29 protein-coding genes and 2 pseudogenes are annotated in these 24,977 nt (G+C 68.0%); 15 read left to right on the forward strand and 16 right to left on the reverse strand.

Annotated features, from left to right (window positions below):
* Positions 1-31: 31 nt before the first annotated feature.
* From V1318_RS08390 to V1318_RS08415, 6 genes are all read left to right on the forward strand, one after another.
* Positions 32-1,129 (forward strand): dipeptide epimerase, encoded by a 1,098-nt coding sequence (locus V1318_RS08390; protein WP_332939194.1) that lies wholly within the window; start codon positions 32-34, stop codon positions 1,127-1,129.
* 19 nt (positions 1,130-1,148) lie between these two features.
* On the forward strand, positions 1,149-2,000 hold the full coding sequence (locus V1318_RS08395) for a MurR/RpiR family transcriptional regulator (RefSeq protein ID WP_332939195.1): 852 nt from the start codon (positions 1,149-1,151) through the stop codon (positions 1,998-2,000).
* A gap of 47 nt (positions 2,001-2,047) precedes the next feature.
* On the forward strand, positions 2,048-2,782 hold the full coding sequence (locus V1318_RS08400; RefSeq protein WP_332939296.1) for a L,D-transpeptidase family protein: 735 nt from the start codon (positions 2,048-2,050) through the stop codon (positions 2,780-2,782).
* Between the two features lie 45 nt (positions 2,783-2,827).
* Positions 2,828-4,072, forward strand: a complete 1,245-nt coding sequence (locus tag V1318_RS08405; protein ID WP_332939196.1) for a cation:dicarboxylase symporter family transporter — start codon at positions 2,828-2,830, stop codon at positions 4,070-4,072.
* Positions 4,073-4,306: 234 nt separating this feature from the next.
* The gene (locus V1318_RS08410) at positions 4,307-6,109 is read left to right on the forward strand and encodes a hypothetical protein (RefSeq protein ID WP_332939197.1); all 1,803 of its coding nucleotides are present in this window, start codon (positions 4,307-4,309) and stop codon (positions 6,107-6,109) included.
* 274 nt (positions 6,110-6,383) lie between these two features.
* The gene (locus V1318_RS08415; protein ID WP_332939198.1) at positions 6,384-7,445 is read left to right on the forward strand and encodes an alpha/beta hydrolase; all 1,062 of its coding nucleotides are present in this window, start codon (positions 6,384-6,386) and stop codon (positions 7,443-7,445) included.
* 46 nt (positions 7,446-7,491) lie between these two features.
* Here the strand turns inward: V1318_RS08415 and V1318_RS08420 are convergent, their stop codons facing one another.
* The 3 genes from V1318_RS08420 to ssb all read right to left on the reverse strand — a co-directional run bounded on the left by V1318_RS08420 (position 7,492) and on the right by ssb (position 10,218).
* Entirely contained in the window at positions 7,492-8,235 is a 744-nt protein-coding gene (locus V1318_RS08420) for a LytTR family DNA-binding domain-containing protein (protein WP_332939199.1), read from the reverse strand.
* A complete protein-coding gene (locus tag V1318_RS08425; protein ID WP_332939200.1) occupies positions 8,232-9,215 on the reverse strand; it encodes a histidine kinase in 984 nt (327 codons plus the stop codon). Before V1318_RS08425 ends, V1318_RS08420 begins: the two co-directional genes overlap by 4 nt.
* 460 nt (positions 9,216-9,675) lie before the next feature.
* The gene (gene ssb / locus V1318_RS08430) at positions 9,676-10,218 is read right to left on the reverse strand and encodes a single-stranded DNA-binding protein (RefSeq protein ID WP_332939201.1); all 543 of its coding nucleotides are present in this window, start codon (positions 10,216-10,218) and stop codon (positions 9,676-9,678) included.
* 278 nt (positions 10,219-10,496) lie between these two features.
* On the opposite strand from ssb, the gene V1318_RS08435 reads away from it, so the two are divergent.
* Positions 10,497-10,718, forward strand: coding sequence for a hypothetical protein (locus V1318_RS08435; protein ID WP_332939202.1), 222 nt, complete (start codon positions 10,497-10,499; stop codon positions 10,716-10,718).
* 77 nt (positions 10,719-10,795) lie between these two features.
* On the opposite strand, the gene V1318_RS08440 is transcribed toward V1318_RS08435, so the two are convergent.
* The 4 genes from V1318_RS08440 to V1318_RS08455 form a co-directional block, all read right to left on the reverse strand.
* On the reverse strand, positions 10,796-11,296 hold the full coding sequence (locus V1318_RS08440) for a hypothetical protein (protein ID WP_332939203.1): 501 nt from the start codon (positions 11,294-11,296) through the stop codon (positions 10,796-10,798).
* 120 nt (positions 11,297-11,416) lie between these two features.
* The gene (locus V1318_RS08445; RefSeq protein WP_332939204.1) at positions 11,417-11,767 is read right to left on the reverse strand and encodes a hypothetical protein; all 351 of its coding nucleotides are present in this window, start codon (positions 11,765-11,767) and stop codon (positions 11,417-11,419) included.
* A gap of 151 nt (positions 11,768-11,918) precedes the next feature.
* Positions 11,919-12,059 carry a hypothetical protein gene (locus V1318_RS08450; protein WP_332939205.1) on the reverse strand — a complete coding sequence of 47 codons (141 nt, stop codon included), beginning with the start codon at positions 12,057-12,059 and terminating at the stop codon, positions 11,919-11,921.
* Between the two features lie 156 nt (positions 12,060-12,215).
* Positions 12,216-12,608 carry a DUF1801 domain-containing protein gene (locus V1318_RS08455; RefSeq protein ID WP_332939206.1) on the reverse strand — a complete coding sequence of 131 codons (393 nt, stop codon included), beginning with the start codon at positions 12,606-12,608 and terminating at the stop codon, positions 12,216-12,218.
* 861 nt (positions 12,609-13,469) lie between these two features.
* Between V1318_RS08455 and V1318_RS08460 the strand changes: the two are divergent.
* Positions 13,470-14,510 (forward strand): annotated as a pseudogene (locus tag V1318_RS08460) (PQQ-dependent sugar dehydrogenase); the annotation flags it as partial.
* A gap of 195 nt (positions 14,511-14,705) precedes the next feature.
* On the opposite strand, the gene V1318_RS08465 reads toward V1318_RS08460, so the two are convergent.
* Positions 14,706-15,179 (reverse strand): group II truncated hemoglobin, encoded by a 474-nt coding sequence (locus tag V1318_RS08465; protein ID WP_332939297.1) that lies wholly within the window; start codon positions 15,177-15,179, stop codon positions 14,706-14,708.
* 244 nt (positions 15,180-15,423) lie between these two features.
* On the opposite strand from V1318_RS08465, the gene V1318_RS08470 reads away from it, so the two are divergent.
* Positions 15,424-16,731 carry a PQQ-dependent sugar dehydrogenase gene (locus V1318_RS08470; RefSeq protein WP_332939207.1) on the forward strand — a complete coding sequence of 436 codons (1,308 nt, stop codon included), beginning with the start codon at positions 15,424-15,426 and terminating at the stop codon, positions 16,729-16,731.
* Between the two features lie 54 nt (positions 16,732-16,785).
* On the opposite strand, the gene V1318_RS08475 is transcribed toward V1318_RS08470, so the two are convergent.
* Positions 16,786-17,928, reverse strand: coding sequence for a serine hydrolase domain-containing protein (locus V1318_RS08475; RefSeq protein ID WP_332939208.1), 1,143 nt, complete (start codon positions 17,926-17,928; stop codon positions 16,786-16,788).
* Positions 17,929-18,246: 318 nt separating this feature from the next.
* Here V1318_RS08475 and V1318_RS08480 point away from each other — a divergent pair, with 318 nt between their 5' ends.
* From V1318_RS08480 to V1318_RS08505, 6 genes and pseudogenes are all read left to right on the forward strand, one after another.
* Complete coding sequence (locus V1318_RS08480; protein ID WP_332939210.1) at positions 18,247-18,588, forward strand: helix-turn-helix transcriptional regulator; 342 nt, start codon at positions 18,247-18,249, stop codon at positions 18,586-18,588.
* Positions 18,585-19,073, forward strand: coding sequence for an ArsI/CadI family heavy metal resistance metalloenzyme (locus V1318_RS08485; protein ID WP_332939211.1), 489 nt, complete (start codon positions 18,585-18,587; stop codon positions 19,071-19,073). The genes V1318_RS08480 and V1318_RS08485 overlap by 4 nt, the downstream gene beginning before the upstream one ends.
* Before the next feature lie 56 nt (positions 19,074-19,129).
* Positions 19,130-19,489 (forward strand): annotated as a pseudogene (arsN2, locus tag V1318_RS08490) (arsenic resistance N-acetyltransferase ArsN2); the annotation flags it as partial.
* Positions 19,490-19,504: 15 nt separating this feature from the next.
* Complete coding sequence (locus V1318_RS08495) at positions 19,505-20,002, forward strand: arsenate reductase ArsC (protein ID WP_332939298.1); 498 nt, start codon at positions 19,505-19,507, stop codon at positions 20,000-20,002.
* Positions 19,999-20,403, forward strand: coding sequence for an arsenate reductase ArsC (locus tag V1318_RS08500; protein WP_332939212.1), 405 nt, complete (start codon positions 19,999-20,001; stop codon positions 20,401-20,403). The genes V1318_RS08495 and V1318_RS08500 overlap by 4 nt, the downstream gene beginning before the upstream one ends.
* On the forward strand, positions 20,400-21,062 hold the full coding sequence (locus tag V1318_RS08505; RefSeq protein ID WP_332939213.1) for an aquaporin: 663 nt from the start codon (positions 20,400-20,402) through the stop codon (positions 21,060-21,062). The genes V1318_RS08500 and V1318_RS08505 overlap by 4 nt, the downstream gene beginning before the upstream one ends.
* A gap of 22 nt (positions 21,063-21,084) precedes the next feature.
* On the opposite strand, the gene V1318_RS08510 is transcribed toward V1318_RS08505, so the two are convergent.
* From V1318_RS08510 to V1318_RS08540, 7 genes are all read right to left on the reverse strand, one after another.
* Positions 21,085-21,369 (reverse strand): hypothetical protein, encoded by a 285-nt coding sequence (locus tag V1318_RS08510; RefSeq protein WP_332939215.1) that lies wholly within the window; start codon positions 21,367-21,369, stop codon positions 21,085-21,087.
* A gap of 91 nt (positions 21,370-21,460) precedes the next feature.
* A complete protein-coding gene (locus V1318_RS08515) occupies positions 21,461-21,988 on the reverse strand; it encodes a hypothetical protein (RefSeq protein ID WP_332939216.1) in 528 nt (175 codons plus the stop codon).
* Between the two features lie 126 nt (positions 21,989-22,114).
* Positions 22,115-22,390, reverse strand: a complete 276-nt coding sequence (locus tag V1318_RS08520) for a hypothetical protein (protein ID WP_332939217.1) — start codon at positions 22,388-22,390, stop codon at positions 22,115-22,117.
* A 316-nt stretch (positions 22,391-22,706) separates the two neighbouring features.
* Entirely contained in the window at positions 22,707-23,168 is a 462-nt protein-coding gene (locus V1318_RS08525; RefSeq protein WP_332939218.1) for a hypothetical protein, read from the reverse strand.
* The gene (locus tag V1318_RS08530; RefSeq protein ID WP_332939219.1) at positions 23,165-23,638 is read right to left on the reverse strand and encodes a hypothetical protein; all 474 of its coding nucleotides are present in this window, start codon (positions 23,636-23,638) and stop codon (positions 23,165-23,167) included. The genes V1318_RS08525 and V1318_RS08530 overlap by 4 nt, the downstream gene beginning before the upstream one ends.
* 100 nt (positions 23,639-23,738) lie before the next feature.
* The gene (locus V1318_RS08535; protein ID WP_332939220.1) at positions 23,739-24,443 is read right to left on the reverse strand and encodes a hypothetical protein; all 705 of its coding nucleotides are present in this window, start codon (positions 24,441-24,443) and stop codon (positions 23,739-23,741) included.
* A gap of 75 nt (positions 24,444-24,518) precedes the next feature.
* Positions 24,519-24,977 (reverse strand): hypothetical protein, encoded by a 459-nt coding sequence (locus V1318_RS08540; RefSeq protein ID WP_332939221.1) that lies wholly within the window; start codon positions 24,975-24,977, stop codon positions 24,519-24,521.

Here is a 24,977-nt window from a genome sequence, read left to right on the forward strand (position 1 = left end):
CGCCCCACCACCACGAAGCGATCGGAGTTCCATGAAAATCACCGATATCCGGTTCGGCATGCTGCGCGTCCCGCTGAAGACGCCGTTCAAGACCGCCCTGCGCACCGTCGACACGGTCGAGGACATCGTCGTCTCGGTGCACACCGACAGCGGCCAGGTCGGCTACGGCGAGGCCGCGGCCACCGCGGTGATCACCGGCGACACCCACGGCTCCATCGTCGAGGCAGTGCGCAAGTTCATCGCACCGCGCCTGATCGGCGAGGACATCGCCGACCTCAACCGCCTGACCCAGCTGGTCCAGGGCGCGCTGGAGAAGAACACCAGCGCCAAGGCCGCGGTCGAAATCGCGCTGTACGACCTGTGGGGCCAGCTCTACGGGGCGCCGCTGTACAAGATGCTGGGCGGCGGCGATCCGGTCATCGCCACCGACATCACCATCAGCGTCGACTACATCGACAAGATGGTGGCCGACTCGATGAGCGCGGTCGAACGCGGCTTCGAGTCGCTGAAGATCAAGGTCGGCAAGGACATCGGCGTCGACATCGAGCGGGTCAAGGCCATCTACGCCGCGGTGGAAGGCCGCGCCCTGTTGCGCCTGGACGCCAACCAGGGCTGGACCGCCAAGCAGGCGGTGTACGCGATCCAGCAACTGGAGGACGCCGGGGTGCGCCTGGAGCTGGTCGAGCAGCCGGTCAAGGCGCAGGACCTGGACGGCATGAAGTACGTGACCGAGCGCGTGCATACTCCGATCATGGCCGACGAGAGCGTGTTCGGCCCCACCGAGGTCATCGATCTGATCCGCATGCGCGCCGCCGACATCATCAATATCAAGCTGATGAAGACCGGCGGCATCTCCAATGCCATCCGCATCGCCGACATCGCCTCCCTGTACGGGGTGGAGTGCATGATCGGCTGCATGATCGAGACCAGCATCAGCGTCGCCGCGGCGGTGCACGTGGCGGTGGCCAAGGCCGACGTGATCACCAAGGTCGACCTCGACGGACCCTCGCTGTGCGCCTTCAATCCGGTCGACGGCGGGGTGATCTTCAACGAGTCGGAGATCTCGATCACCGACGCCCCCGGCCTGGGGATCCGCGAGATCCGCGGCCTCCAAGCCCTCCCCGGCTGAGCCCAGGACCGCCCCGCACATGTCGCCGCTGCTGAAAATCCGCGCCGAACGCGACCGCATGTCGGCGATCGAACGCCGCATCGGCGATTTCCTGCTCGACAACGCCCACCTGCTGCGCGACTACTCCTCGCAGCAACTGGCCAACGCCCTGGGCATCAGCCAGTCCAGCGTGGTCAAGTTCAGTCAGAAACTCGGTTTCAAGGGCTATCCCGACCTCAAGTACTCGATCGGCGAGGCGGTCGCGCGCGGCAACGGCAACGGCGAGGAGCACGCGCCCACCGCCGCCGCGGCCGACGATCCGCACACCGCGCTGGCCGAGGACCTGTGGCACCTCAAGGCCCTGGCCGAGGCCGAGACGCGGCTGATCAACCCGGCCGAGCGCATCGACGCGATCGCCGCCGCGATCGAGCGCGCCGGCAAGGTCTACATCATCGGCCTGGGCGAGGACGGCATACCGGCACGCGCGTTCGCGACACGGCTGTCGATGCTGGGCATCGTCACCGTGCATTACGTCGACGCGATGCTGATGCAGGCCGGCATTTCCAGCGCGGCCGCGGGCGACGTGCTGCTGCTGTTCTCCGAGCACGGCCGGCAGCCGGCGCTGTGCCAGATCGGCCGGCGCTTCCGCGAACGCGTGGGCCAGGTCGTCACCGTGACCCGCCACACCCCCAATCCGTTGCGCGCGCATGCCGACATCGCCCTGGTGGTGTCGGCGCACGACGAGCGCCGGCACATCGAGCCGCTGCTGTACCAGTCGGCGCTGCAGCATCTGCTGGACCTGATCTTCGTGCTGCTGTGCGACGCCCACGAGGGCCGGCGCCGCCAGCTCGACCTCAACCTCGAACGCATGCAGGATCTGCTCGACAGCTGACGCCACCCCGAGGCCGCATGCGCATTCCCTTACCCACCCTGCTGCTGATGCCCGCCCTGCTCGCCTTGGCCGCCTGCGCCAGCCGGCCGGCGACGGAGGTGTCCGTGCCCTGGAACAACGCCCGCCAGCTGGTGCTGGTGACCACCGATGGCTGGGATGCCAGCGCGGGCCGCCTGCGTCGCTACCAACGCGACGGCGGCGCCTGGCGCGAGGTCGGCGCGGCCACGCCGGTCACGGTCGGCCGCAACGGCAGCGCCTGGGGCCTGGGCCTGCATCCCAGCCAGAGCGAGGGCCCGCAGAAGCGCGAAGGCGACGGCCGCGCGCCGGCCGGCGTGTTCGCGCTCGGCACCGCGTTCGGCTACGGCGCCAGCGCCGCGACGCCGATGCCCTACCAGGCCATGGGCGCCGACGACTATTGCATCGACGTCAACGCCTCGCCTTTGTACAACCGCATCGTCGACGCCGGACAGGTCGGCCAGGCCGCGGTTGCCGAATCCACCGAGCCCATGCGCCGCGACCTGCACGCCGGCGGCGATCAGCGCTACCGGCTGGGCTTGGTGATCGAGCACAACCCGCAGCGCCAGGCCGGTGCCGGCAGCTGCATCTTCGCCCACCTGTGGAAGGCGCCCGGCGAGCCCACCGCGGGCTGCACCGCGATGGCCGACCCGGCGATGGAGGCCCTGCTGGCCTGGCTGCGTCCGCAGCGGCATCCGGTGTTCGTGCTGCTGCCCGAAGCGGAACTGCGCCGACTGCGGCAGGATTGGCACCTGCCCGCGCCCTAGCCCAGGCCGCGCCTTCTTCCACCCTCCTTGGGAGCCCCAACCCGCATGTCGATGACCACCCGCGTTCTGCTCGCCCTGATCGCCGGCGCCGCCGCCGGTCTGATCCTGGTCGCGCTCGCGCCCGAGGCGGCCCACGGCGCGGCGGCGGTGATGCAGCCGATCGGCAAGCTCTGGCTCAACGCCCTGCAGATGACGGTGGTGCCGCTGGTGGTGTCGCTGGTGGTGATCGGCGTGACCTCGGCCAGCGACGCGGCCGCGTCCGGCCGCACGGCGCGCCGCGCCATGGTGGTCTTCATCGTGCTGCTGAGCCTGGGCGCGGCCTTCGCCGCGATCGCCGCCCCGGCCCTGCTGTCGCTGCTGCCGCGCGACGAAGCGCTGGTGCAGGCGTTCCGCACCGCCACCTCGGCGCCGACCGTCGCGCCGCCGGCCCTGGGCGACTGGCTGACGGCGGTGATTCCCAGCAACGTGATCGCGGCTGCCGCGGCCAGCGCGATGCTGCCGCTGGTGGTGTTCGCGCTGTTCTTCGGCTTCGCCCTGACCCGCATCGATCCGGCCCGGCGCGCGCGCCTGGTCGAACTGTTCCAGGCCATCGCCGACACCATGATCGTGATCGTGCGCTGGCTGCTGTGGATCGCCCCGCTGGGCGTGTTCGCGCTGATGTTCGCGGTCTGCGCCCATGTCGGCGTGAGCATGCTGGGCGCGGTCGGCTACTACATCGCGCTGCAGTGCACGCTGTACATCTCGGTGACCCTGATGCTGTACCTGGTCGCGGCCGCCTCGGGCACGCCGCTGCGGCGCTTCGCCGCCGGCGTGCTGCCGGCGCAGACCATCGCGGCGAGCACCCAATCCTCGCTGGCCTCGTTGCCGGCGATGGTGGACAGCGCGCGCGTGCGCCTGGGCTACCCATTGGAGATCGCCTCGCTGGTGCTGCCGATGGCGGTGTCGCTGTTCCGCATGACCAGCCCGATCCAGTACATCGGCGTGACCGCCTTCGTGGCCTGGATCTACGGCGTCGACCTGAGCGCCGCACAGCTGGCCGGCTGCGCCGCGCTGGCGGTGGTGATCAGCCTGGGCTCGGTGGGCCTGCCCGGCCAGGTCAGTTTCATGGCGACCAATATGCCGGTGGTGCAGGCCGCCGGACTGCCGGTGGAACCGATGGGCCTGTTGTTGGCGGTCGACACCATCCCCGACGTGTTCGCCACCCTGGGCAACGTCACCGGCGACCTCGCCGCCACCGGCGTGGTGGCCGGACGCGAGCGCGCGGCGGACGCGGACGACGGCGCGGCCTGAGCGCGTTGCTCGCGGCCGCCTGCCCAGGCAATAGTCGGGCCGGCCACGATTTCCATCCCGGGCCGGCGTCGCTGCGATGCTCCTACCGTCCGCTCTCCATCTCCGATACTGTCGCCCTGCGCCGCCGGCCGCACTGGTATGGGCCGGGGTCCGGCGCGGGATCCCAACGACAGCCCGAGCAAGCCCGGCCCGCTGCCGTAGCGATTCGATCGCACCTGCGTCGCCAATACGTCCTTGGGCTTCAAACACGGTAACCGTATGAAACGTGCTTCGCCGTCGACCATTGCGCTGTCCGCCGCTCTCATGGCGATCGCGACGCTGATTCCCACACCTGGCCGGGCCGCCGCGCCATCCGCCGAGGAAACCACCCAATTCGATGTCCGCCGGTTCGTATGTCCTCTGGGCGGCGCCGAGTTTTCCCAGGACGTGGGCTACTTCTCGCTGGCGCTGGTGGCGTTCGCCGACGGAAGCTGGCTCGGCGATGTCCACATCGATGCGCAGATCCCGGAGTGTCCTGGCAACGGGCTGCTGTTGATCCCGGACTATCTCGGCACGGACGAATCTTCGAAACTCTCGTACCTGGACTACACACCCGAGCAGCTCGCGCAACTGCCCGCGCTGCTCAAGAGCGCCGAGTTCCGCAGGCAGCGCGAATACAGCCGCCACGACGGCGCGCAATGGCTGGCCACCCGCCTGGGATTGCCGGCGCAGACGCGCTGGGAACTGCTCAGGCGCGGCAGTTGGGCGACCGTCGACCCGGCCGAACGCAAGCGGCGGGTGACGCGCCTGGTCGACGAAGGCCCGGCATTGATCGATGGCTTCGACACGCCCGAGGCGAACAAGCGCGTGGCGCGCTTCTACGTGGCCAATGCGCTGCGTGAGCTTGGCCGCTTCGACGAGGCGCACTCGCTGCTGGACTCGATCGTCGCCTCCCTGCGCAACGACCCCGATTCCGAGACCGCGCAATCCCTGCGTTCGATGGGGCCGGCCATCGCCGATCTGGGCGAGGCCATCGAAGCGCGCGACGACGATCGCTTCCCGGTCGGAATGTCGTCCGACAAATGGGCCAGCAAGGTCTGCGGGGGCGGGCCCTTGCCGCCCCCGTACGGGCCGATGACGGACAATGCGCGCGCCGCCTGCGAACGACGCCAGCAGGAAAGCGCCGCCTCCGCGGCCGCATTCCAGGAAGCGGCGCGCTTGCGCGAGCATCCCGAGGAACTCGAACGCCAGTGCCAGGCGACGCCGGAAGGCCAGCGTCCGCTCGGTCTGGCGCAGGCCTGCCTGATGTCGCAGGGCCAACGCGACGAAAAGGCCGGCCATGAACTCGCATTGCGCCAGGCCGGCAAGGTCGCCGCGGATTGCCAAGCGACCCCGCAGCAGTCGCAGCAAGGGCCGTTGTTCTATGCCTGCATTTCGTTCCAGACCCTGCTCGGATCGCAATTGGAGAAGTTGCTGACCGAGGACGACGTCGCGCACAAGATCGTCTGCGCCGATGCCGGGCGGCCCGAGGATCGCGCCAGCTACGCCACCCTGGCCTGCGACGGCTCGGAGCGCACGCGCGCGGCGCGCGCGGTCGAGCGCCTGCTCGCGGACCCAAAGACGCTGGACGCGGCCTGCGCTACCACCCCGGAGCAGGAGCGCGGCCTGGCGCTCTACTCCGCATGCTCGCAACGCCGCATCGATCTCGCGCGCGCCGACGCGGAACGGCTGGCAGGCGACGAGAAGGCCTATGCGGCCGCCTGCGCCGAGATCGACGCACGCCGCCGAGGCGTCTTGAACTGGAACCCAAGCCCGGAGGAACAACGATGCGCCGACGCCAAGCGCATGCGGGAGCGCGAGCTGGAACGGGCCGCCAGAGCCGCATCGACGCAGTCGCCACCGAAGCTGCACCGTCCGATCGACGATCCGCCCGACCTCAATCTCTACCACCCCGACTCCGGACTGAACCGCGAGGCGCAGGCGCTCGCGCGCAAGATCGTCGCCACCGCCAAGGCCGAGGGGACCTACCCTAAACGCCAGGCCGGCGATCGCTACTGAGTCGCGCGGGCAGCCCGTGCCCGCCGCGTACCGATCACGCCATCGCACGTCGGCCGCATGAGGCAGCGTGGCGCCAAGCGGGAACGTGCGGCCCTGGAAGCGGCGGCCTCGCGGCTGCGCCCCAGCCCGGCGCGGCGGAAAACGTTTCGGCACCTCACTGCGCCCGCGTTGGCCGACCGACGGCCGAGCCGCCGCGCCCGTCGACCTGAAGCGTGCCCTGGCGATCGCCCGACGCTCGCGCCCGGATTCCTGTCGTTCGTCCCAAACGTCTTGATTGCGCGACGCGGACATCGCATCAGTGCAGCCGCTGCCTGAAAACGCAGCGTCTCCCGCATCCGATCGACGATGCCGTCCGCGGCAAGGAGCAGACATGAACCGACGAAACTTCCTGGGCGCTTGCGCGAGCGTCGCCAGCATCGCGGCCCTGCCCGCCTGCCGCACGGCGCCGGCGCCGCGCGCCGACGAGGCCGTTCTGGATGCCGCGGCGTTCGCCCGGCTTCGACGCTTCGCCCGAACCCCTTACGGACGCATCGCCTACGTCGAACAAGGCGCGGGGCCGGCGGCCTTGTTCCTGCACGGCCTGCCTTTGAACGGTTTCCATTGGCGCGGATCGCTGGAGCGCCTGCGGGCCCACCGGCGATCTATCGCCCCGGATTTCATGGGGATGGGCTATACGGAGACGCTGGCGCAGCAGTCGCTATCGCCGCAGGCGCAAGCCGACATGCTGGTCGCGTTTCTGGACGCGCTGTCGATCGACGCCGTCGACCTGGTCGCCAACGACAGCGGCGGGACGATCGCGCAGCTCTTCGCCGTGCAGCATCCGGACCGGGTCCGCACGATGCTGCTGACGAACTGCGACGTGCACGAGAACTGCCCGCCGGTGCAGATGCGCAATTCGATCGAGGCCGCCAAGGCCGGCAGCTACCATCCGAAGATGCGGCGGCACCTGGACGACCGCGCTTACGCCCGCTCCGAGAAGGGCATCGTCGGCTCCGCCTACATGTACCCGGAGAAGGTCTCGGACGAAGCCATCGACTACTACTTCCGGCCCCTGGTCGCGTCGCCGCTGCGCGAGTCGCAGCTCAACCGCTACCTGGCGGATCTCGATCCCAATCCCTTGCTTTCGATCGAACCCGACCTGCGCCGCCTGAGCACGCCGACGCGCATGGTCTGGGGAACGGCGGATCCGCTGTTCCCGGTCGAATGGGCGAACTGGCTCGACAGGACCCTGCCGGGGTCCCGCGGCATTCGCCTGGCCGAGGGAGGAAAGCTGTTCTGGCCGGAGGAAATGCCGGAACTGGTCGCCGAAGAAGCGCGGGCGCTCTGGGGCGTCTAGAAACGTTCGCCTGCGCCGCGACCGCGCATGCCCGGCGCACGCCGGTCTAGGCGCCGGGCGAACGCGAAGAGCCCGGGCCCGCCAGCCCGAGCGCTGTCCGTAGCCGATCGCGATAACTGCGCCCGCTGGACAGCTTCTGGCCGTTGTGCAGACGCAGCAGATACTGCCCCGACGGCAGCAGCTCCACATCGCGCACGGCGTCGATCCGAACCACGTGCGAGCGATGGATGCGCACGAACCGCACCGGATCCAGTTTGGCCTCGAGGGCGTTCAGGGTGTCGCGCGCCAAGTGCCGCTCCTGCCCGCAATGCACTTCGACGTAGTTGGCGCTCGCCAGCAGCGAGTCTATGGCCTGCACCGGCACCAGTCGCTGACGCGCTCCGGCCTGCAGCAACAGGCGTTCGGGAAAGGCGCTCTTGCGCGCGATCATGCGCGCGCGCAGGCGCGCGAGCGCGGCCTGCAGGCGCCCTGCGGTGAAGGGCTTGAGCAAATAGTCGACCGCGTCGGTTTCGAAGGCGTGGACCGCGTGCTCGGAATGCGCCGTCACGTACACGACGCAGGTACCGGACGCAACGGCGTCGGCCGAGACATGCAGTCCGTCCATTTCGGGCATGCGGATATCGAGGAAGGCGACATCGGGGCGCTGCGAGCGCAGCGCAGCGACGGCGGAAACGCCGTCCTCGCATTCGGCGACGACCTCGACGCCGCCCTCCTCGCGCAGCAGACGCGCCAGGCGCGCCAGGGCCATCGGCTCGTCGTCCACGACGATGGCGCGGATACGCTCGCTCATGCGGCCTGCTCGATCCGGCGCAAAGGCAGGTCGATATCGACGCGGGTTCCGGTTCCCGGCGATGTCCGCACCTCGAAGCGGAAGTCCTCGCCATAAAGGTATTGCAGCTGCGCGCGCGCGCTCGCCAGCCCCAGCCCATGCCCGGGTTCCGCGACCGCCCGGCCGTCCCCATCGTCGCAGACTTCGATGAGCAAGCGGTCCCCGCGGCTTTGCGCGGCCAGGCGAATATGGCCGGGCGTCGTGCGCGTGGCCACTGCGTAGCGGATCGCGTTCTCCACCAGGGGCTGCAACAGCAACCGCGGCACCATGACCGAGTACAGGGCGCCGTCCGCCTCCAGGGAGAAGCGCAGGCGCGCCCCCAGCCGTACCTGTTCGATCGCCACGTAGTCTTCCACCAATTCGATCTGATCGCCCAGCGTGGTCTGCTGGGCCGCCCCGGCGTCGATGCTTTGCCGCAACAGGCCTCCAAGCCCCACCACCATGCGGTCGGCCGCATTCACATCGCGGTGCATCACCTCGCTGATGGAATGGAGGGCATTGAACAGGAAGTGCGGGTCGAGCCGAGCCGCGAGCGCCTCGAAGCGCGCCCTGGACAGCTGCGACTGCAGCTCCGCGTGCTGCTGGCGCCGCTGCCGTTCGCGGCGCGCGAACAAAAGCGCGTGCGCCACGCCGACGATCATCCAGGCGGTAAGGAAATTGCTGAAGAAGCTCGTGCGCAGCAAGGCGGGCCATTCCGGCAGCTGCGCATACCAGCCCACCCATGGATTGAACGCCGCCATGCACACCGCGCGCAGCACGATCACCCCGGCGACGGCCAGGCTCAGCCATGCGATCGAACGCAAGGCGACGCCGCGCTCGATCGCATGGCGACCCGTCCACCAGAACAGGAACACGGTGAAAGGGATCCACAGCACGGCCTTGGCCATTTCCGTGCGCAGCAAGTAGGACCAAGCGACTTGCCCGGAGAAGGCCTCGTACATCTGCCGGGTCCATACCAGCCCGGAAAGCAGCCACCAAGCGCTGACCCAGCACCATGTCATAGCCGTTTGCCGTCGCATGCCCTCGATCTTATAAACAAGGGCCGCAGGCGCAAGCCCCGGCGTAGCCGGATAAAGTCCCGAGCGCGGCTCGTCAGCGCCCTATCGGAACGGGTCGATCGTCTTGAGCGCGGTTCAGGCGTAGCGGCTCGCGTTCCATGGCTGCCCGCCGCGGGTACTGGCGGCCACGGGGGCGTTGCCGCGTCAGCCCAAAGAATGGGAGATGCTCCCCTTCCGAGCACACTAGGGCGAAATCCTATTGCCCACCTCCCGGCTAGGGATGCGTATCAGAGCGGCCTGACGGTGCGAGCCCCGGGCCCGCCGCGGCCTGCCAGGACCGGAAAAGCGAAAAGGCCTGCAAAAGCAGGCCTTTCCGACTCGATACACCGGTTTGCGGCCGGGATCAGAACGGGATGTCGTCGTCCGCGAAGTCGTCGCCGAAGTCGTTGGACTTGGCCGGGGGCGCATCGCGGCGCGGAGCCGATTCCTGACGGCCGCCGCCACCGTAGCCACCACCACCACCACCGCCGGACGGTCGCGCGGCGCGTTCGCCGCCACCGCCACCGCCGCGGAATTCGCGACCGCCACCGCCGCCGCCGCCACCTTCGCCGCCCGGACCGCCAAGCATCTGCATGTCGTCGGCGACGATATCGGTGAAGTACTTCTCGACGCCGTCCTGGCCGGTGAACTTGTCGTAGCGGATCGAGCCTTCGATGTAGACCTGGCGGCCCTTGCGCAGGTATTCGCCGGCGATCTCGCCGAGCTTGCCGAACAGCTTGACCCGGTGCCACTCGGTGCGCTCCTGGGTGTTGCCGTCCTTGTCCTTGCGCACGCTGGTCGTGGCCAAGCTGAGCGTGGTCACGGCCATGCCGCCCTGGGTGTACTTGGTTTCGGGGTCGTTGCCGAGGTTGCCGACCAGGATGACCTTATTGATGCCACGTGCCATGAGGATGCGGGTCCTTAAGTTGTCGCCGAAAGCGGGCGATAGATAGTGAAGTATAACCGCCGGCCCAGGACCGTCGGGCCGTCGCCCGGCGCCGTGTCGGGAAAAGCCCCGCTCGCGGGTAGGTCCGGTTCACCGGCACGAGCGCCTGAGAGCCCGCAGGGACGGGCTTTGCGGGGCCGGACTGGGCCGATCCGGGGCCTGGACCGGGTCCCGACACCCCGCCCGTCTGGCCCGCCCCGCCGGGGTGGCCTTCGGCAACTGCTGCCGGGCGGCCGGCGGTGCGGATCATCCGCTGGCCCTCGCCACTGGAGAAGCCCCGCCATGTCCCCGCCCAGCGCCCGCTCGCCGCCCTCGCCCGGCTCCTGGTCCTGCCGTCCGCTGCGGCCGCGCCCACCGGCGGCAAGACCGATCTACACCGGCTGACCCAGGAGAACCTGGACACGATCGCGCCGGGCCGGGTCGAGACCCAGATCGGCAGCACCACGGCGGCCGGCCCCTGACCCTGCAGGCGAGGTGGCGCCATCGCGGCTCACGCCGCTCCCACAGGAAGCCAGGGCGGCGCCTCGACCGCCAAGCCTCATCGCACCGGCGGCGGCAGCATGGTTTCGCCGCACACGCAGCGGCCGTTCCATAGCAGCATCTCGAAGCCCGGCGCGCATTTCAGGAACTGCTTGCAGGTGTCCACGCCGCCCAGACTGTCGAGCGGGCCGGGGCCGCGATCGGTCCGCGGCGGGGTATCGCCCGGCGCGGGCTGCGGCGTGCTCAGATCGCGGCAGCCGCATTCGGGCCACTCGCCCACGCCGACCTGATTGCCGTCAGCGCAACCGAAATTGCTTTCGCAGGTCAGCGGCACGCGCGGCGGCGGCGCCTTCTCGCAGGCGCACTGCGGCGGTTCGCCGATGGCGATCGTGCCTTCCGCGCAATCGACCAGTTCCGCGCACGTGCGCTGCGCCGAAGCCGACGGCATCGTCAGCGATGCCGCCAGCACGACCGTGATTGCGAACGCCGCTCGCTTCATCTGCGTTTTCATGCCTGGCCTCCTTGTGGGCGTATGGGCGCCGGTCCGCAGGCGCGGCATCGGCCGCCCAAGGCAAACACAGAACCCGACCCGCCGGAGCTACCGCTTGTCGGCCGCGCGGCCGACGGCCGTTCATCCGCGGCCGGCGCGCATCGACGCGGCGCCGAGGATCCGATCGTGTCAGGCGCCGCGACGCACTTCCCGCCAGACCAGGATCAGCGGCGTCGCGAATACCAGCAAGGCGAAGGCAGCGTAGGCCAGCGCTGGAACCGCATCGCCCTGGACCAACCAAACGAACACCGGAAGGATCACCAGCAACAAGCCCAAAGGCCGACGCCGGGTGAGCAGATAGGCGCCCGCCGCGACCAGCACCCACAGCAGCGACAGCGCCATCGATTCCAGCGACGAAACCGGCTTGGCGTCCGGCGCCGGCCCCAGGAACAGCACCGCCACCGCCCCCAGCACCGCGACCGTCATCAACATCCAGGCGCACAGGTCGGACAGACCGAAAAGTATTTTGGTAAGGCGCACGCAACGGGTCTCCGCTCTTTCGTCCCGCACTCGATGCGATCGCGTCCGAACCGACTTCGCCGGGAGGACCGAATCGCGTGCGGCAGTTTACCGCCCCACCGCGGCCCCACGGCCATCGCCGCCCATCGAACGTCTTCGTTCGCGCGTCACCTCAGTTCGGCACCGACGGCTCGTAGGCGGCGAACGGCCCGAAGCACCGCCAATCGGGCGAGGCCAAGCCGGCCATGACCTTGGCCTGGCTGGGGAAATGCACGCGAACTCCGGCCAGACCCCGGTCACGTACCGATCCCATTGCAGCGGATCCGGTTGGTGCACCTTGCCCTCGGCCAGATCGATGAACTCGTAGTCGCGCGACTGGATCTGCGCGACGGCCTGGATCAACGCTGCCCGCCACCGCCCTGCGCAGCTTACGTTTCGCTCGCATTCGACTCGCTCAACGGTGGTGCGATCAGTCGTTCCTGGAGGCTTCGGTGGGATTACCCACGCTATGGTTCAACGCCACCGCCTGCTTGGTCAGTTTGCGCACGGTCGTCGCCGCGATCGTCATGCCCTCTCGCAGATCCAGGGTGGCCAGTTCGTACTTGCCGCCCGGCTTGAGTCGGGGTTCGACGTCCAGCAGGCGTTTGCCGCGCCAGAAGCCGAACAGCACCCGCTGCGCCTCGGCGCGGATCAGCAATACGGGGCCGTTGCTGAAGTAGACCAGATGGCCCCACTTCACTGCTTCCTCCAGCTTCGCCGCGCCGAGCACGCCGGTACGCAGGCGCTCGACCAGTTCGCGTCGCCAGCCGTCCAGCGCGGCGACGTAGGCGTCGGGATTTTCGGCGGGCTTGGTCTTGTGCATCGCGGGCTTCTGGAGGCGCCGGCATCGGAGGCAAGACGCATGCTACCGGAAGGACGGGGAGCTTCGACGGTTCGCGTCGACGGCAGCGCCAAGCCGCGATCCGATCGCCGCCCGCGCCGAACCCATCCGAGACAGTCGATTCGCATGGCGCCGAACTCCGCACCGTCCGCGCATGCCCGACTCGTCCGCACGACCAATGATCAACTCGCTCCGTCCGTAACGCGTCCGACCGCCCAGCGAGGACGGCCACGACATGCGGAGCATGATCCGCGCCCATGTGGGCGAGTACCCGATTCGGCGAGTCCTCCGTGCATACGTGTTCGCAGGCGCGCACAGTCGGGCGATTGAACGCATCGATGCCGATTGCCTATTCGCACGAGACGCAGGTGGAGGTCTATTTGCTCGGTCGCATCGCCATGATGGGCGCGCCGAGGCTCGGCGGATGCGCTGATGCACGCTGCCGGAAGCGGCGAACACGAGGGCGATCACGCGCTGGCCAAGCGATGATTTCGGTCGACTGCACCACGAGTGTGCCGCACGCAATCGGCTGATCGCAGACAAATGTGCCATTCGTTACAGGCCTTCGTCGCGCCCACCGAAATTGCAGTTCGCGTCACACCTTTCGGCTCTGACGCCACGCTACAACGGGCCATCGACCGAGGGGAAACCGCAATGAGCCAGCACCTGACAACCGCATTGATCGTCGCGGCGTTATCCGCCGCCATCGCACCGGCCGTATCCGAGTCGCGCGAAAGAACCGGCGTCGCTCCGCCAACTGTCGCTACGGCATCGACGCCCGTCTCCGCCGTATCGGCGCAGGAGGTCGGCCCCAGTTCCACACTCGCGGAACCCGACCCATCCTTCGTCGCCACCGAGTTCGGGCGATTCAACGAGCCCTGGGCGATGAGCTTCCTGCCCGACGGGCGCTTGCTGGTGACCGAAAAGAACCGCCGCCTGCGGCTGTTCAACACCGTCACCAAACAAACCAGCGATATCACCGGCGTGCCCGCGGTGGCCTACGGCGGCCAGGGCGGGCTCGGCGACGTCGTGCTGCACCCGCAGTTCTCCAGCAATCGCTATGTCTATCTCAGCTATGCCGAAGCCGGCTCCAACCGCACGCGCGGCGCCGTCGTCGCGCGCGCGCAGCTGACGCTCAACTCCAGCGGCATCGGCGGCAGCCTTTCGGGTCTGCGCGTGCTGTGGCGGCAGACGCCCAAGGTCAGCGGCGAAGGCCACTACAGCCACCGCATCGCCTTCGGCCCCGACGGCAAACTGTGGATCACTTCGGGCGATCGCCAGTTGTTCACCCCCGCGCAAAGCATGCAGCAGAACCTGGGCAAAGTGATTCGCCTCAACGCCGACGGCTCGATTCCCGCCGACAACCCCTTCGTCGCCGTCGGCGGCGTCGCCGCGCAGGTCTGGACCCTGGGCCATCGCAATCCGCTGGGCATCGCCTTCGATGCGGCCGGGCGCCTATGGACCCACGAGATGGGCCCGGCCGGCGGCGACGAACTCAACCTGATCGAGCGCGGCACCAACTACGGCTGGCCCATCGTCTCCAACGGCGACCACTACGACGGCAGGCCCATTCCCGACCATTCGACGCGGCCGGAGTTCAACGCCCCGGAAGTGTCCTGGACACCGGTGATCGCGCCCGCCGGCTTCATCATCTACAGCGGCGATCTGTTCCCCTACTTCCGCGGCCAGGGCTTCATCGGCGGCCTCGCCTCGCAGGCCCTGGTGCGGGTCCAGTTCGACGGCACCGGCGCATACGAGTACAAGCGGCACCCGATGGGCGCGCGCATCCGCGAGGTCGAGCAAGGGCCTGACGGCGCGATCTGGGTGCTGGAGGACGGCAGCAGCGCGCGGCTCTTGAAACTCACGCCGCCTCCTGGCCAGTAACAACAGACCCGCGCGCGGCCGGCTGCCACCAGCGCCGTGCGACGGTTCCGCGCCAGGGCCGCGCGAAACAGCGGGGCGAGTCCCGAGGAGCGGCCGAGCCGCGCCCCGCTTCCCCCAACTCCGATGGCCAGGCTCGCGGCGGCGAAGCGGACCCTTCGCCACCGCCCTGCGCCGAGCCGGCAAGCCCGCGAACGCTCAGCCGCCGGTGTACGGCCCCTTGACCTCGCCCCAGCCCCACTTCGGCATGGGCGCATCGGCATCGACGCTGGCGCCGGCTTGCGAATTGATCACCGCCAGACGCGAACCCCACTCCAGATAGCCCACCAGCGCGGAGCGGAACTCCGGATCGTCCGGCATGCCCAACTCGTCCGCGGTTTCCAGCAGCAGGCCGACCCAGCGCCGGCGCTGATCCTGTCCGAGGTGCCGGTTGAGATGGTGCTGGATCATCTGCGGATGCCCGCCATGTTCGCGCGAGTAATCGTCCGGGCCGCCCAGCACCTCGGCGAGGAAGGCCGCGACGTGCGCCGGATGATCCGCGCCCATGTGCATGAACACGGGGCCCAATAAATCGTCCGCGCGCACATGCTCGTAGAAGCGCACGGTCAGCCGCTTGAGCGCGTCGATGCCGCCCAGCCATTCGTACAAGGTTGGAACGCCGATATTCCGCATGGTCACATCGCTCTGGGCAGGCGCACCGGCGCCCGGCGGGTCCGGCCATGCACGGCACCGGAACCAGCGAATGCTAGGGCATGCGCAGACGCTTATGGAGGCGGCGCGAGAATCTCGGCCAACCTCGTCACGGATGCGCCGCCGGGTACCGCCCGTCGCCGCCGCCATCGAAACCGCCGCGCTCGTCACGTCTTCTGATCCCACCCTGCGCTAAAACGCGCTATCGGACCGATGAGAGCTCACCATGAGCAAGTGCCTGACGACCGCCTTGGCGCTCGCGGTGTTGTCCGCCGCCTGCACGCCGATCGCCCCTGAATCCGGCGAGGACGCCGATAAGGCGCCGCAAACTGCGCATGCGCGGCCGCTGATCGCGTTCGCCATCCCGTCCCAAGCCCCGCCCCAGACGCCCGCGACAGCCGCGGCGCCCGCGCCCGCCGCGCAGGTGCAGGCGCTCGCCGAGCCGCCGGTACAAACCGGCGGCCCCAATCCAGCCGTGGCGGAGCCCGACCCACCCTTCGTCGCCACCGAGTTCGGGCGGTTCAACGAACCCTGGGCGATGACCTTCCTGCCCGACGGCCGCCTGCTGGTGACCGAGAAGAACCGCCGTCTTCGGCTGTTCAATACCGCCACCAGAACGACCAGCGAAATCACCGGCATGCCCGCGGTGGCCTACGGCGGCCAGGGCGGGCTCGGCGACGTCGTGCTGCACCCGCAGTTCTCCGGCAACCGCTACGTCTACCTCAGCTATGCCGAAGCCGGCGCCAACAGCACGCGCGGCGCCGCCGTCGCGCGGGCGCAGCTGACGCTCAATGCCGACGGCAACGGCGGCAGCCTTTCGAACCTGCAAGTGCTGTGGCGGCAAACGCCCAAAGTCACCGGCGAGGGCCACTACAGCCATCGCATCGCTTTCGGCGGCGACGGCAAACTGTGGATCACCTCGGGCGATCGCCAGAAGTTCGACCCGGCGCAGGACATGCAGCAGAACCTGGGCAAGCTGATCCGTCTCAACGACGACGGATCGGTCCCTGCCGACAATCCCTTCGTCGGCGTCGGCGGCGTCGCCGCGCAGGTCTGGACCCTGGGCCATCGCAATCTGCTCGGCATCGCCTTCGACCCGGCCGGGCGCCTGTGGACCCACGAGATGGGCCCGGCCGGCGGCGACGAACTCAACCTGATCGAGCGCGGCACCAACTACGGCTGGCCGATCGTCTCCAATGGCGACCATTACGACGGCACGCCCATCCCCGACCATCCGACGCGCCCGGAATTCAACGCGCCGGAAGCCTGGTGGAATCCGGTGATCGCGCCGGCCGGCTTCATCATCTATACCGGCGACCTGTTCCCCTACTTCCGCGGCCAGGGCTTCATCGGCGGGCTCGCCTCGCAGGCTCTGGTGCGGATCTGGTTCGATGGCACCAGCGCGCGCGAACTCAAGCGTTACCCGATGGGCGCGCGCATCCGCGAGGTCGAGCAAGGGCCCGACGGCGCGATCTGGGTGCTGGAGGACGGCGGCAATGCGCGCTTGCTGAAACTCACGCCCACGCCGTACTAACGGCGCTCGGTCGTCCTGCGGGCCGCGGGCGCACCGGCCGCGGCGTGCAAGCGCCTATTTCTTGCAGGCAGCCGCCGGATCCACCTTGGCCACGTCCGCGCCCCACAGGCAGACCACGCGCTCCAAGGCCAGGCCGCTGCGCGAATTGCTGAAGAAGACGATGCCGTCGCCGCTGCTGGGGCGCATCAGGAACTTGGCGCGGAAACCCGCCTGATTGCGGCCGTCGTGACCGACCGCGGTGCTGCCGTCACCCAGGCGCTCGATGAAGTGCCCCAGGCCGTAGACCATCGCGTCCGGCGCGCGCGGCACGCTCAGCGTCGCCGGCGCATACAGCTGATCCAGTTGTGCCCGGCTCAGCGGGTGCGCGCCGCGGTCGCGAGGGGCCACCATGCCTGCGATCATCCAACGCGAGAAATCGTTGACCGTGGTGGTCAGAGTCGAAGGCGCCTGCTCGACGTAGTAACGCATCGGCACCGGGCCGCCGTCGTCGCCATGGCCCTGCGCGGCGCCGGCCAGCAGCTTCGGCGTCATCGCCACGCTGGTGCGTTTCATGCCCAAGGGCTTGAACACCAACTCCCGCGCCAGATCCGCGTACTTGCGCCGGGTGCTTCGCTCGATGGCCAGCTGCATCAGCGTATAGCCGCCGCCGGAATACTGGAACTGGGTCCCGACGGGCGCGAACAACTCTACCGCGCCGCGGCCATTGGTCTTGCCCGCCAGGGACTGCTCCAGCGTCGGCAACTCTTTGTAATCCAGCCAGCCTTGGTAGCCGCCCAAGGTGGTCCCTGCCGTGTGCGAGAGCAGGCGACGGATGGTGATGCGGCGGTAGTCGAACCGATTCTGCGCCAGCGGCCACGGCGACAGCGTGTCGGCCACCGGCCGATCCAGCTGGATGCGCCCCTGATCGGCCAGGCGCATCGTCACCCAGCTGGCGATCGGCTTGGACAGCGAGGCCGCGACGAACACCGTGTCGGGCGTCGCGGGCACCTTGCCGGCGTGGTCCGCATAGCCGAAGCCGCGCGCGTAGACCAGCTTGCCGTCGACGATCAGGCCCACGGCCGCACCCTGGATCTTGGCCTCCTTCATGATCGCCGGCACTTCGCGCTCGATGACCTGCGCGAATGCTGGCGATGGAGCGCCCGGTGCCGCAAGGGCCTGCGGACCTATCGTTGTTGTCGCGATCGCGCTTGCGAGCACGAGCGCTTTAACACGGGCCGCGAGCTGCGGGCCTTGGAAGTTGTGTCCGTGGTGTCCGTGATTCATGGCGTCCTGGCTGGATTGAGGGGTCACGAGTGCGATTGGGATCCCGACGAAAGCGAGGCCGCCGCGAAGCGGTAAGGAACCAACTCGAATCGCGTTATACGAATGCCCCTTGCGCCGCGCTCCCAACCACAGAGTTGGCGCCCCATTGGGATGCGTGCCATCGCCGCTGGTTTAGGCACGCAACGGCGGCCGCGGCCCGCCCGATCCATGCGACCACTTGACAAGACTCAATAATTCCAAAATACTGGAATTATGGAAACATCAACCGCCCTCGGTGCGCTCAGCGCCCTCAGCCACGAATCCCGCCTAGCCGCGTTCCGGCAGCTGGTGCAGGCCGGCCCGGATGGAATGTCGGTAGGCGAGCTGCGCGAAAAGCTGGATCTGCCGCCCGCCACCCTCACTGCGCACCTCAACGTGCTACGCGGCGCGGCCCTGGTCCATGACCAGCGCGAGGGCCGGGTGATCCGCGTGCGCGCCAATTACCTGCAAATGAACGCCCTGCTCGCCTACCTCACCCAGAACTGTTGCGCTGGCGTCGAAACCTGCGCACCGGCCGCCGCTTGTACTCCACGTCCTAAAGGAGCCCACCGATGAACCGCTTTCACGTGCATTTGAATGTCACCGACCTGGCGTCCAGCATCCGCTTCTACAACGAACTCTTCGCCAGCCAGCCCAGCGTGCAAAAGAGCGACTACGCCAAGTGGATGCTGGAAGACCCGCGCATCAACTTCGCCATCTCCAACACCGGCCGCGCGCCGGGCATCGATCACCTGGGCCTGCAGGTCGACAGCGGCGACGAGCTGACCGCGCTGGGCCGTCGCCTCGACGCCGCCGGAGGCACCGTGGTACCCGAAGCCGCGGCGGTGTGCTGCTACGCGCAGGCCGACAAGCTATGGACCGAGGACCCGCAAGGCCTGCGCTGGGAGTCCTTCCATACCTTCGGCGAAGCCACCACTTATTACGACACCGAGGCCGGCTGCGCCGGCGAAGGGGCGGCCGCCTGCGCGCCCAGCCCTCAGACCGTATCCAAGCCCGCCGCGGCGGCCGCGTGCTGCGCGCCCGCATCGCGCTGCTGCTGAGCGCCGCCATGTCGATTCGTCCCGCACTGCCGTCCGAACACGCGCTCATTCGCGAAATGCTGGCCGATAACGACTTGCCCGTGCAGGACCTGGATGCCGCCGAAGTCGCCTTCTTCGTAGCCGACGCCGGCGGCACCGCCGCCGGCGTGGTCGGCCTGCAGACGTTCGGCCAGACCGGCCTGCTGCGCTCGCTGGCGGTGCGCGCCGAACACCGCGGCGGTGGCCTCGGCGGCCGCCTGGTGGCCGAGGCCGAACGCGAAGCCCGAGCGCGCGGCCTTGCGCAGTTGGTGCTGCTGACGCAAACCGCGGCGGATTATTTCGCAAGCCGCGGCTACCGCCGGATCGAGCGCGCGCAAGCGCCGGTCGCCGTGCAGGCCAGCGCCGAATTCTCGTCGCTGTGCCCGGCCTCCGCCGCCTGCCTTAGCAAATCCCTGCTCGGCTCCACCGAGACGCGCGGCTACAACGTCTTGTTCTTGTGCACCGGAAATTCCGCGCGCAGCCAGATGGCCGAAGCGCTGCTCAACGCCATGGGCCAAGGGCGCGTTCGCGCTTACAGCGCCGGCAGCCGGCCCGCGCCGAGCGTGCAGCCGCTCGCCGCGCGGCTGATCGCAGATCTGGGCCTTCCCACCGATGCGCTGCGCCCCAAATCCTGGGACGAGTTCGCCGGCCCGGAAGCTCCGGCCATGGATATCGTGATCACGGTTTGCGACAACGCGGCCGGCGAAGCCTGCCCGCTGTGGCCCGGCCACCCCGCGATCGCGCATTGGGGCGTAGCCGATCCGGCGCTCACCCCGGACGATCCGCAAGCGTTCAAGCGGGCATGGCTGACCCTGCGCCGCCGCATCGAGCTATTGCTGGCGCTGCCTTTGGACAAGCTGGATCGGCTTGCCCGCGAACAACACCTCCAACGGATCGGCCAGACCCTATGACCTCGAATCGTCCGAAAAAACGCCTGCTGTTCGTCTGCGTGGAAAACTCCAACCGCAGCCAGATGGCCGAAGCCTTCGCGCGCATGCACGGCGGCGACCGTGTCGAGGCGCTCAGCGCGGGCTCGGCCCCGTCCGGCAAGATCAACCCGAAAGCCATCCAGTACATGGCCGAACTGGGCTACGACCTGAGCACGCACGCCTCCAAGTCGCTGGACGATGTCGACGGCGCCTTCGACGCCGTCATCACCATGGGCTGCGGCGACAACTGCCCCTGGGTGCCGGCGCAGCGCCGCGAGGACTGGGCCCTGCCCGACCCCAAGCACCTGGACGACGACGCCTATCGCGCGGTACGCGACGACATCTCGGCGCGGGTGCAAGCCTTGCTGGCCTCGTTGTCGTGAGGCTGCGGCAACGCCTGCTGGCCGAGTTCGTCGGCACCGCGCTGCTGCTGGCCACCGTGGTCGGCTCCGGCATCATGGGCGTGAACCTGGCTGGCGGTAACGACGGCCTGGCGCTGCTCGCCAACGCCGCCGCGACCGCGGGCATGCTGTACGTGTTGATCGCCTTGCTGAGCCCGATATCCGGCGCACATCTGAACCCGGCCGTTACCTTGGCGATGCGGTTGCGCGGCGAACTGGGAACGACCGAGGCCTGCGCCTACATCGCCGTGCAGATCGTCGCCGCTGTGGCCGGCGTGCTGCTGGCGCACGCCATGTTCGACCTGCCGCTGTGGCAACCCGGCCTACGCGAGCGCGGCGGCTCCGGGCAATGGCTGAGCGAAGCGGTGGCGACCTTCGGCCTGCTGCTCACCATCCTCCTGGGCACGCGCCATCGCCCCGCCGCGATGCCCGCATTGGTCGCCGGCTATATCTTCGCCGCCTACTGGTTCACCGCCAGCACCTCGTTCGCCAACCCGGCGGTGACGCTGGCGCGCGCGCTCACCCAGAGCTTCGCCGGCATTCGTCCCGAAGACGTGGGCGGCTTCGTGCTGGCGCAGCTCATGGGCGCGGCCCTTGCGCTGTGGATCGCACCGAAACTGCGGATGCAAACGGCGGACTAGACCCCGCCCTAACCCTGGGCTTTCAGGTACCGAAGCTGTTGAACGCCCAGCACACACCGAGGAAGAGCGAGACCGCAGCGGCCGCGATGGCGAAGAGATGGCGGCGATGCGCGACCGTCGCGAACCACCGCAGTTTGCCCGCGGCTTTGGAATAGCCGATACCCGCTGCGATCGTCGAGGCTCCTAGCCAGAGGACCATGATCGCACCGTAGGGCAGCGCCAAGCCGAAGAACTTCGAGCCATACGCACAGTACAAGAAGGCGATGTGCGCTATGGCGATCGCTACTATGACGACGATCGGTCTCATCGGGCCTCCCACTCGGACTCCGGCTCGTGGCACATGGAGCAACAGGCACAACTCTCCACGTGAATCCGGTCGATGGCGATGCCAATCGGCTTTACCTGGCCTTGCTCGAGTTTTTGCGCTCGAGCCACCACTGCGCCTCTTCGTCGCATTGGTCGGTGTCCTCGGCCCTTCTTGCGCGTTCCACGCACTCGTAGAAGACCTTTGACATGGGCTTGCTCTCGCATTCAGACGCGAGGCCGACAAAGAACTCGTTTCCCTCTCCGGTCGGCGAAAGATAGGCGCTGAGCTTGGCGAATGTCGCCTGACACTGTTCAGTGGTGACTGTCTTCTGCCCGGTAGGAAAAGCCACGAAGTAGAACGCCCACAGCATCGACAGGCCCGATCCAATCAGCAGCAGACGCCCCGCGAGGAGCATTCCCTTGGACTCCTTCAAATGCCCCACGAAGAAAGCCAACGCGAACAGCGCGATACTCAGCATGGCCGGAGGAATGGCCTCCTCATGCAGATGAACCCCATTACGCCTACCTGTCGGAACGTAAATATCGTTCGACATGCCACCGATCAAGGCATAGAGGAGAATGAGGATGGTGATGTAGATGCCGATATAGCTGCGTTTCATGGACAGCCTGCCGCCTCGATTGCAAAAGCCGCGCTCAGTGCAACGGAACGAATCGGCATGCTCCCGGCGCCCGCCGAGTCCTCCACGACCGGGCTCGACCTCACGCAGCCCCTGCTCGCAGGCCAATCACTTGGTGGCAAGCACCACTACCGTCAGCGCGGCAAGGGGCACCGTAACGATCGCCCACAGCAGGACCCGCAGCCAACGTGGCATGCTCGCGGTCCGGTGCCACTTCAAGGTGAGTACGGCTGCTGCGGGAAAGCAACCCGCATAGAGGTATGCATCGACATCGGAGAAGACAGCTACCACCAGAAGCATCGTCAGCGACGCCAGGAAGGTGACAAGAACCGGTTTGACCTCGACATGGTCGGAAGAACGGCGCCAGCTGTCGGGATATTCCATCGAATTGCCTTGTCACCATGAATAGCGATTGGCTTGGCCATCCGAACTCGCCGGGCTCGAAGGGAAGCGGTCGCGCACGATACGAAACGGCCCAGGCGCACGCAACCATCGGTACGGCACGGTTTCGGGATTCCGCCGTCGCTGCGGCGGCGGCGCCGTCGCCGCAGGACGGAGCATCCTATACGCCATGACGAACCATCGGACACGACTTGGCGCACGGTTTGGCGCAAGCCGCCATTCCGACCATGCGCGACGCCACGCCTTAGCCAGGCCGCGATCGCCTACGGGCTGCGCGATGCGCCTCTACGAACGACGCTCAAGGCTGCGGGGGCGGCGGTAGCGGCGGCATGATGGGAACCATCGGCGCCGACCTCAGGATCTGCGGCACGTGCGGGCCGCAGCCCGACTGGCAGACGTAGCTGCACGAGGCCCCACTGCGGGACTCCATCACGTAGACCGCCTTGGAATAGGAATACTGGGGCCCGTCCTCGGAGACGCAGGAAAACTGTAGTTTCCCCGCGCCGTTCATCTCGAAGCTGCAGCGCTGATGCGGCCACACCTCGGTGATCTTGTCGCCTTCCTTATAGAAGATCAGTCCCGAGCCAACGCCCGCCTCGCACACCCGCCACGGCTGCGGGCTGAAGACGACCTGGATCCCCTTGCCGTTGGCACCGACCAGCTCCATGGGCATTTCGGAGGCGGCAGCGGTCGTAAGCCAGGCCGCGATGAATGCCACCGCGATGCAGACAGTCCTGGTTTCCATGCAGACGGCGCTCATCGAACCGGAATGGACAGGGAGCAGACCTTCGTCATGCCCCGCCGATCCAGTAAATGGACGTCGAGCTGCGCCGTGGGCCTTGCATCCGAATAGGTGGTACCGACCAGATAGACCTGCGAGCGCAAGCGGCGGATCGCGATACGTGGAAATACGGCGGTTCTGGTCGCGCCGGTGGAAGACAAGGCGATCTCGGCCTCGTCGAAATCCCCGGGAAACTTGCTAGGCGAACCATTCCGGAACAACAGGATCCGATCGCTGGCGCCGTCGGCGTCGAGATCGACATTGGGCACCCGCGCGTTCCAGCGCGGACCATCGACCGGAATTTCTTCCAGAACCTCGCCCGCGGGCACGCCCGGGGAATGGACGCGCAACGCGCCGCAAAGCGCGGGCTCGGCCGCGAGGGCGCTGCACGCCGCCGCGACCAGAGAACAGGCGCAGATCGATACGACTGCATTCCGAACGCTGTCCATATGGCTCTATCCCTGAATTGAAGCGGCCGACGATGCGATTTCAGCACACCCGCCCCGGCGGACGATAGCGGGCCGAGCGCCTACTCGCACGACCCGTGTCTCAGCGGCGCTCCAGTCCCAGTGCCCTGGACCAACCATGCCGCTGATGCCCCGCCAGCCGGTCGAAGTACCACAGGTAGACGGCAGCGGCGTCCTGAAACTGGGCGCCCTTGGGCAAGGGCGTCGTCCCGGTGAGCGCGCCCGACGATATCTCCATCCAGGGGCTGGTGTCGTCGGCCTCCAGGCCCAGCCTTTGCGCGGCTTGCACCACGGCCGCCGGGATCTGCTCGTCGGGCCAATCGCAGTTCATCTCCAACAGGTAGTACAGATGCTCAGGCATGACGAGACCCGGCACCGGTCGCGCTGTCTTGGTGTCGCGCCGCAGCTCCGCGATCGCCGCTTTGAGCGGCGCCAACGCGATCGCCTGCCCTTCCGCGTCGGTCAGCCCGGACTCGCCGATCGCCGCCTTCGCCATGGCCACCCAGAAAGCATGGTCGTGCCGGCCATCGGTCTGCGTGATATGACTCAGCGCGTACGCAGCGATGGCGTCCTCGCTGGCGAACAGCGGCGTCAGCACATGGTCGTCGCGGTATTGGTAGCCGAAGAAATAGCGCTTGCCGTCGATGGTGATGGACTCGATGCCCCCGACGGTATTCGCGTCCGCGCCGACTGCTGGAGCATCGATCGAAGCGCCGCCGCACCCGCTCAATAACGGCGCCGATACGATGCAGGCGAGCAATGCGACAAGAACTCCCTTGCGCTTCATACGATTTCCCCGAAATCAAAGCCGGTATCGACCTGGCGACCGGCTACCCGCCCATGGATCGAACTCGAACGGCACTCATTTTCCCCGATGCTGTTCGGCTAGCGCGGCCCAATCCCGCTCAGGCGAGAATCCGACCTCTCTCATGAGAGCGCCCAAACCAGAATACAAAGACCAAGGCGGGGTGGCGCTCGTTGCGTCCCATCGCACTTGCGAGCACTTGAAACAGATCGCCATGGTGCTGATCCGCTTGTCCAAGGCGTAGAACTCGATCCTGTGATGCGGCTCGTAGATGCAAGCGGCGAAGGCGTCCTGCAATTCAGGGTCTAGGCCATCGACGGTGGCCAGGAAGAAATCCTTCTGCGACTGGCTGAGCGGAAGGCTGCCGTACACGACCTCTTCCGGAATGAGCGATTTCCCGGCCTGGGCGTCGTAAGCGTCGTACAGGTAGGAATGCTCGGTGACCACGATCCGATCGGACCGTCGGATCAACCCGGCGAGCTCGTCCCGGTACGCCAGACCAGTAACGACCGCCAT

Origin of the sequence: Lysobacter sp. CCNWLW3, assembly GCF_036697405.1 — a bacterium.
Lineage (GTDB): Bacteria > Pseudomonadota > Gammaproteobacteria > Xanthomonadales > Xanthomonadaceae > Lysobacter.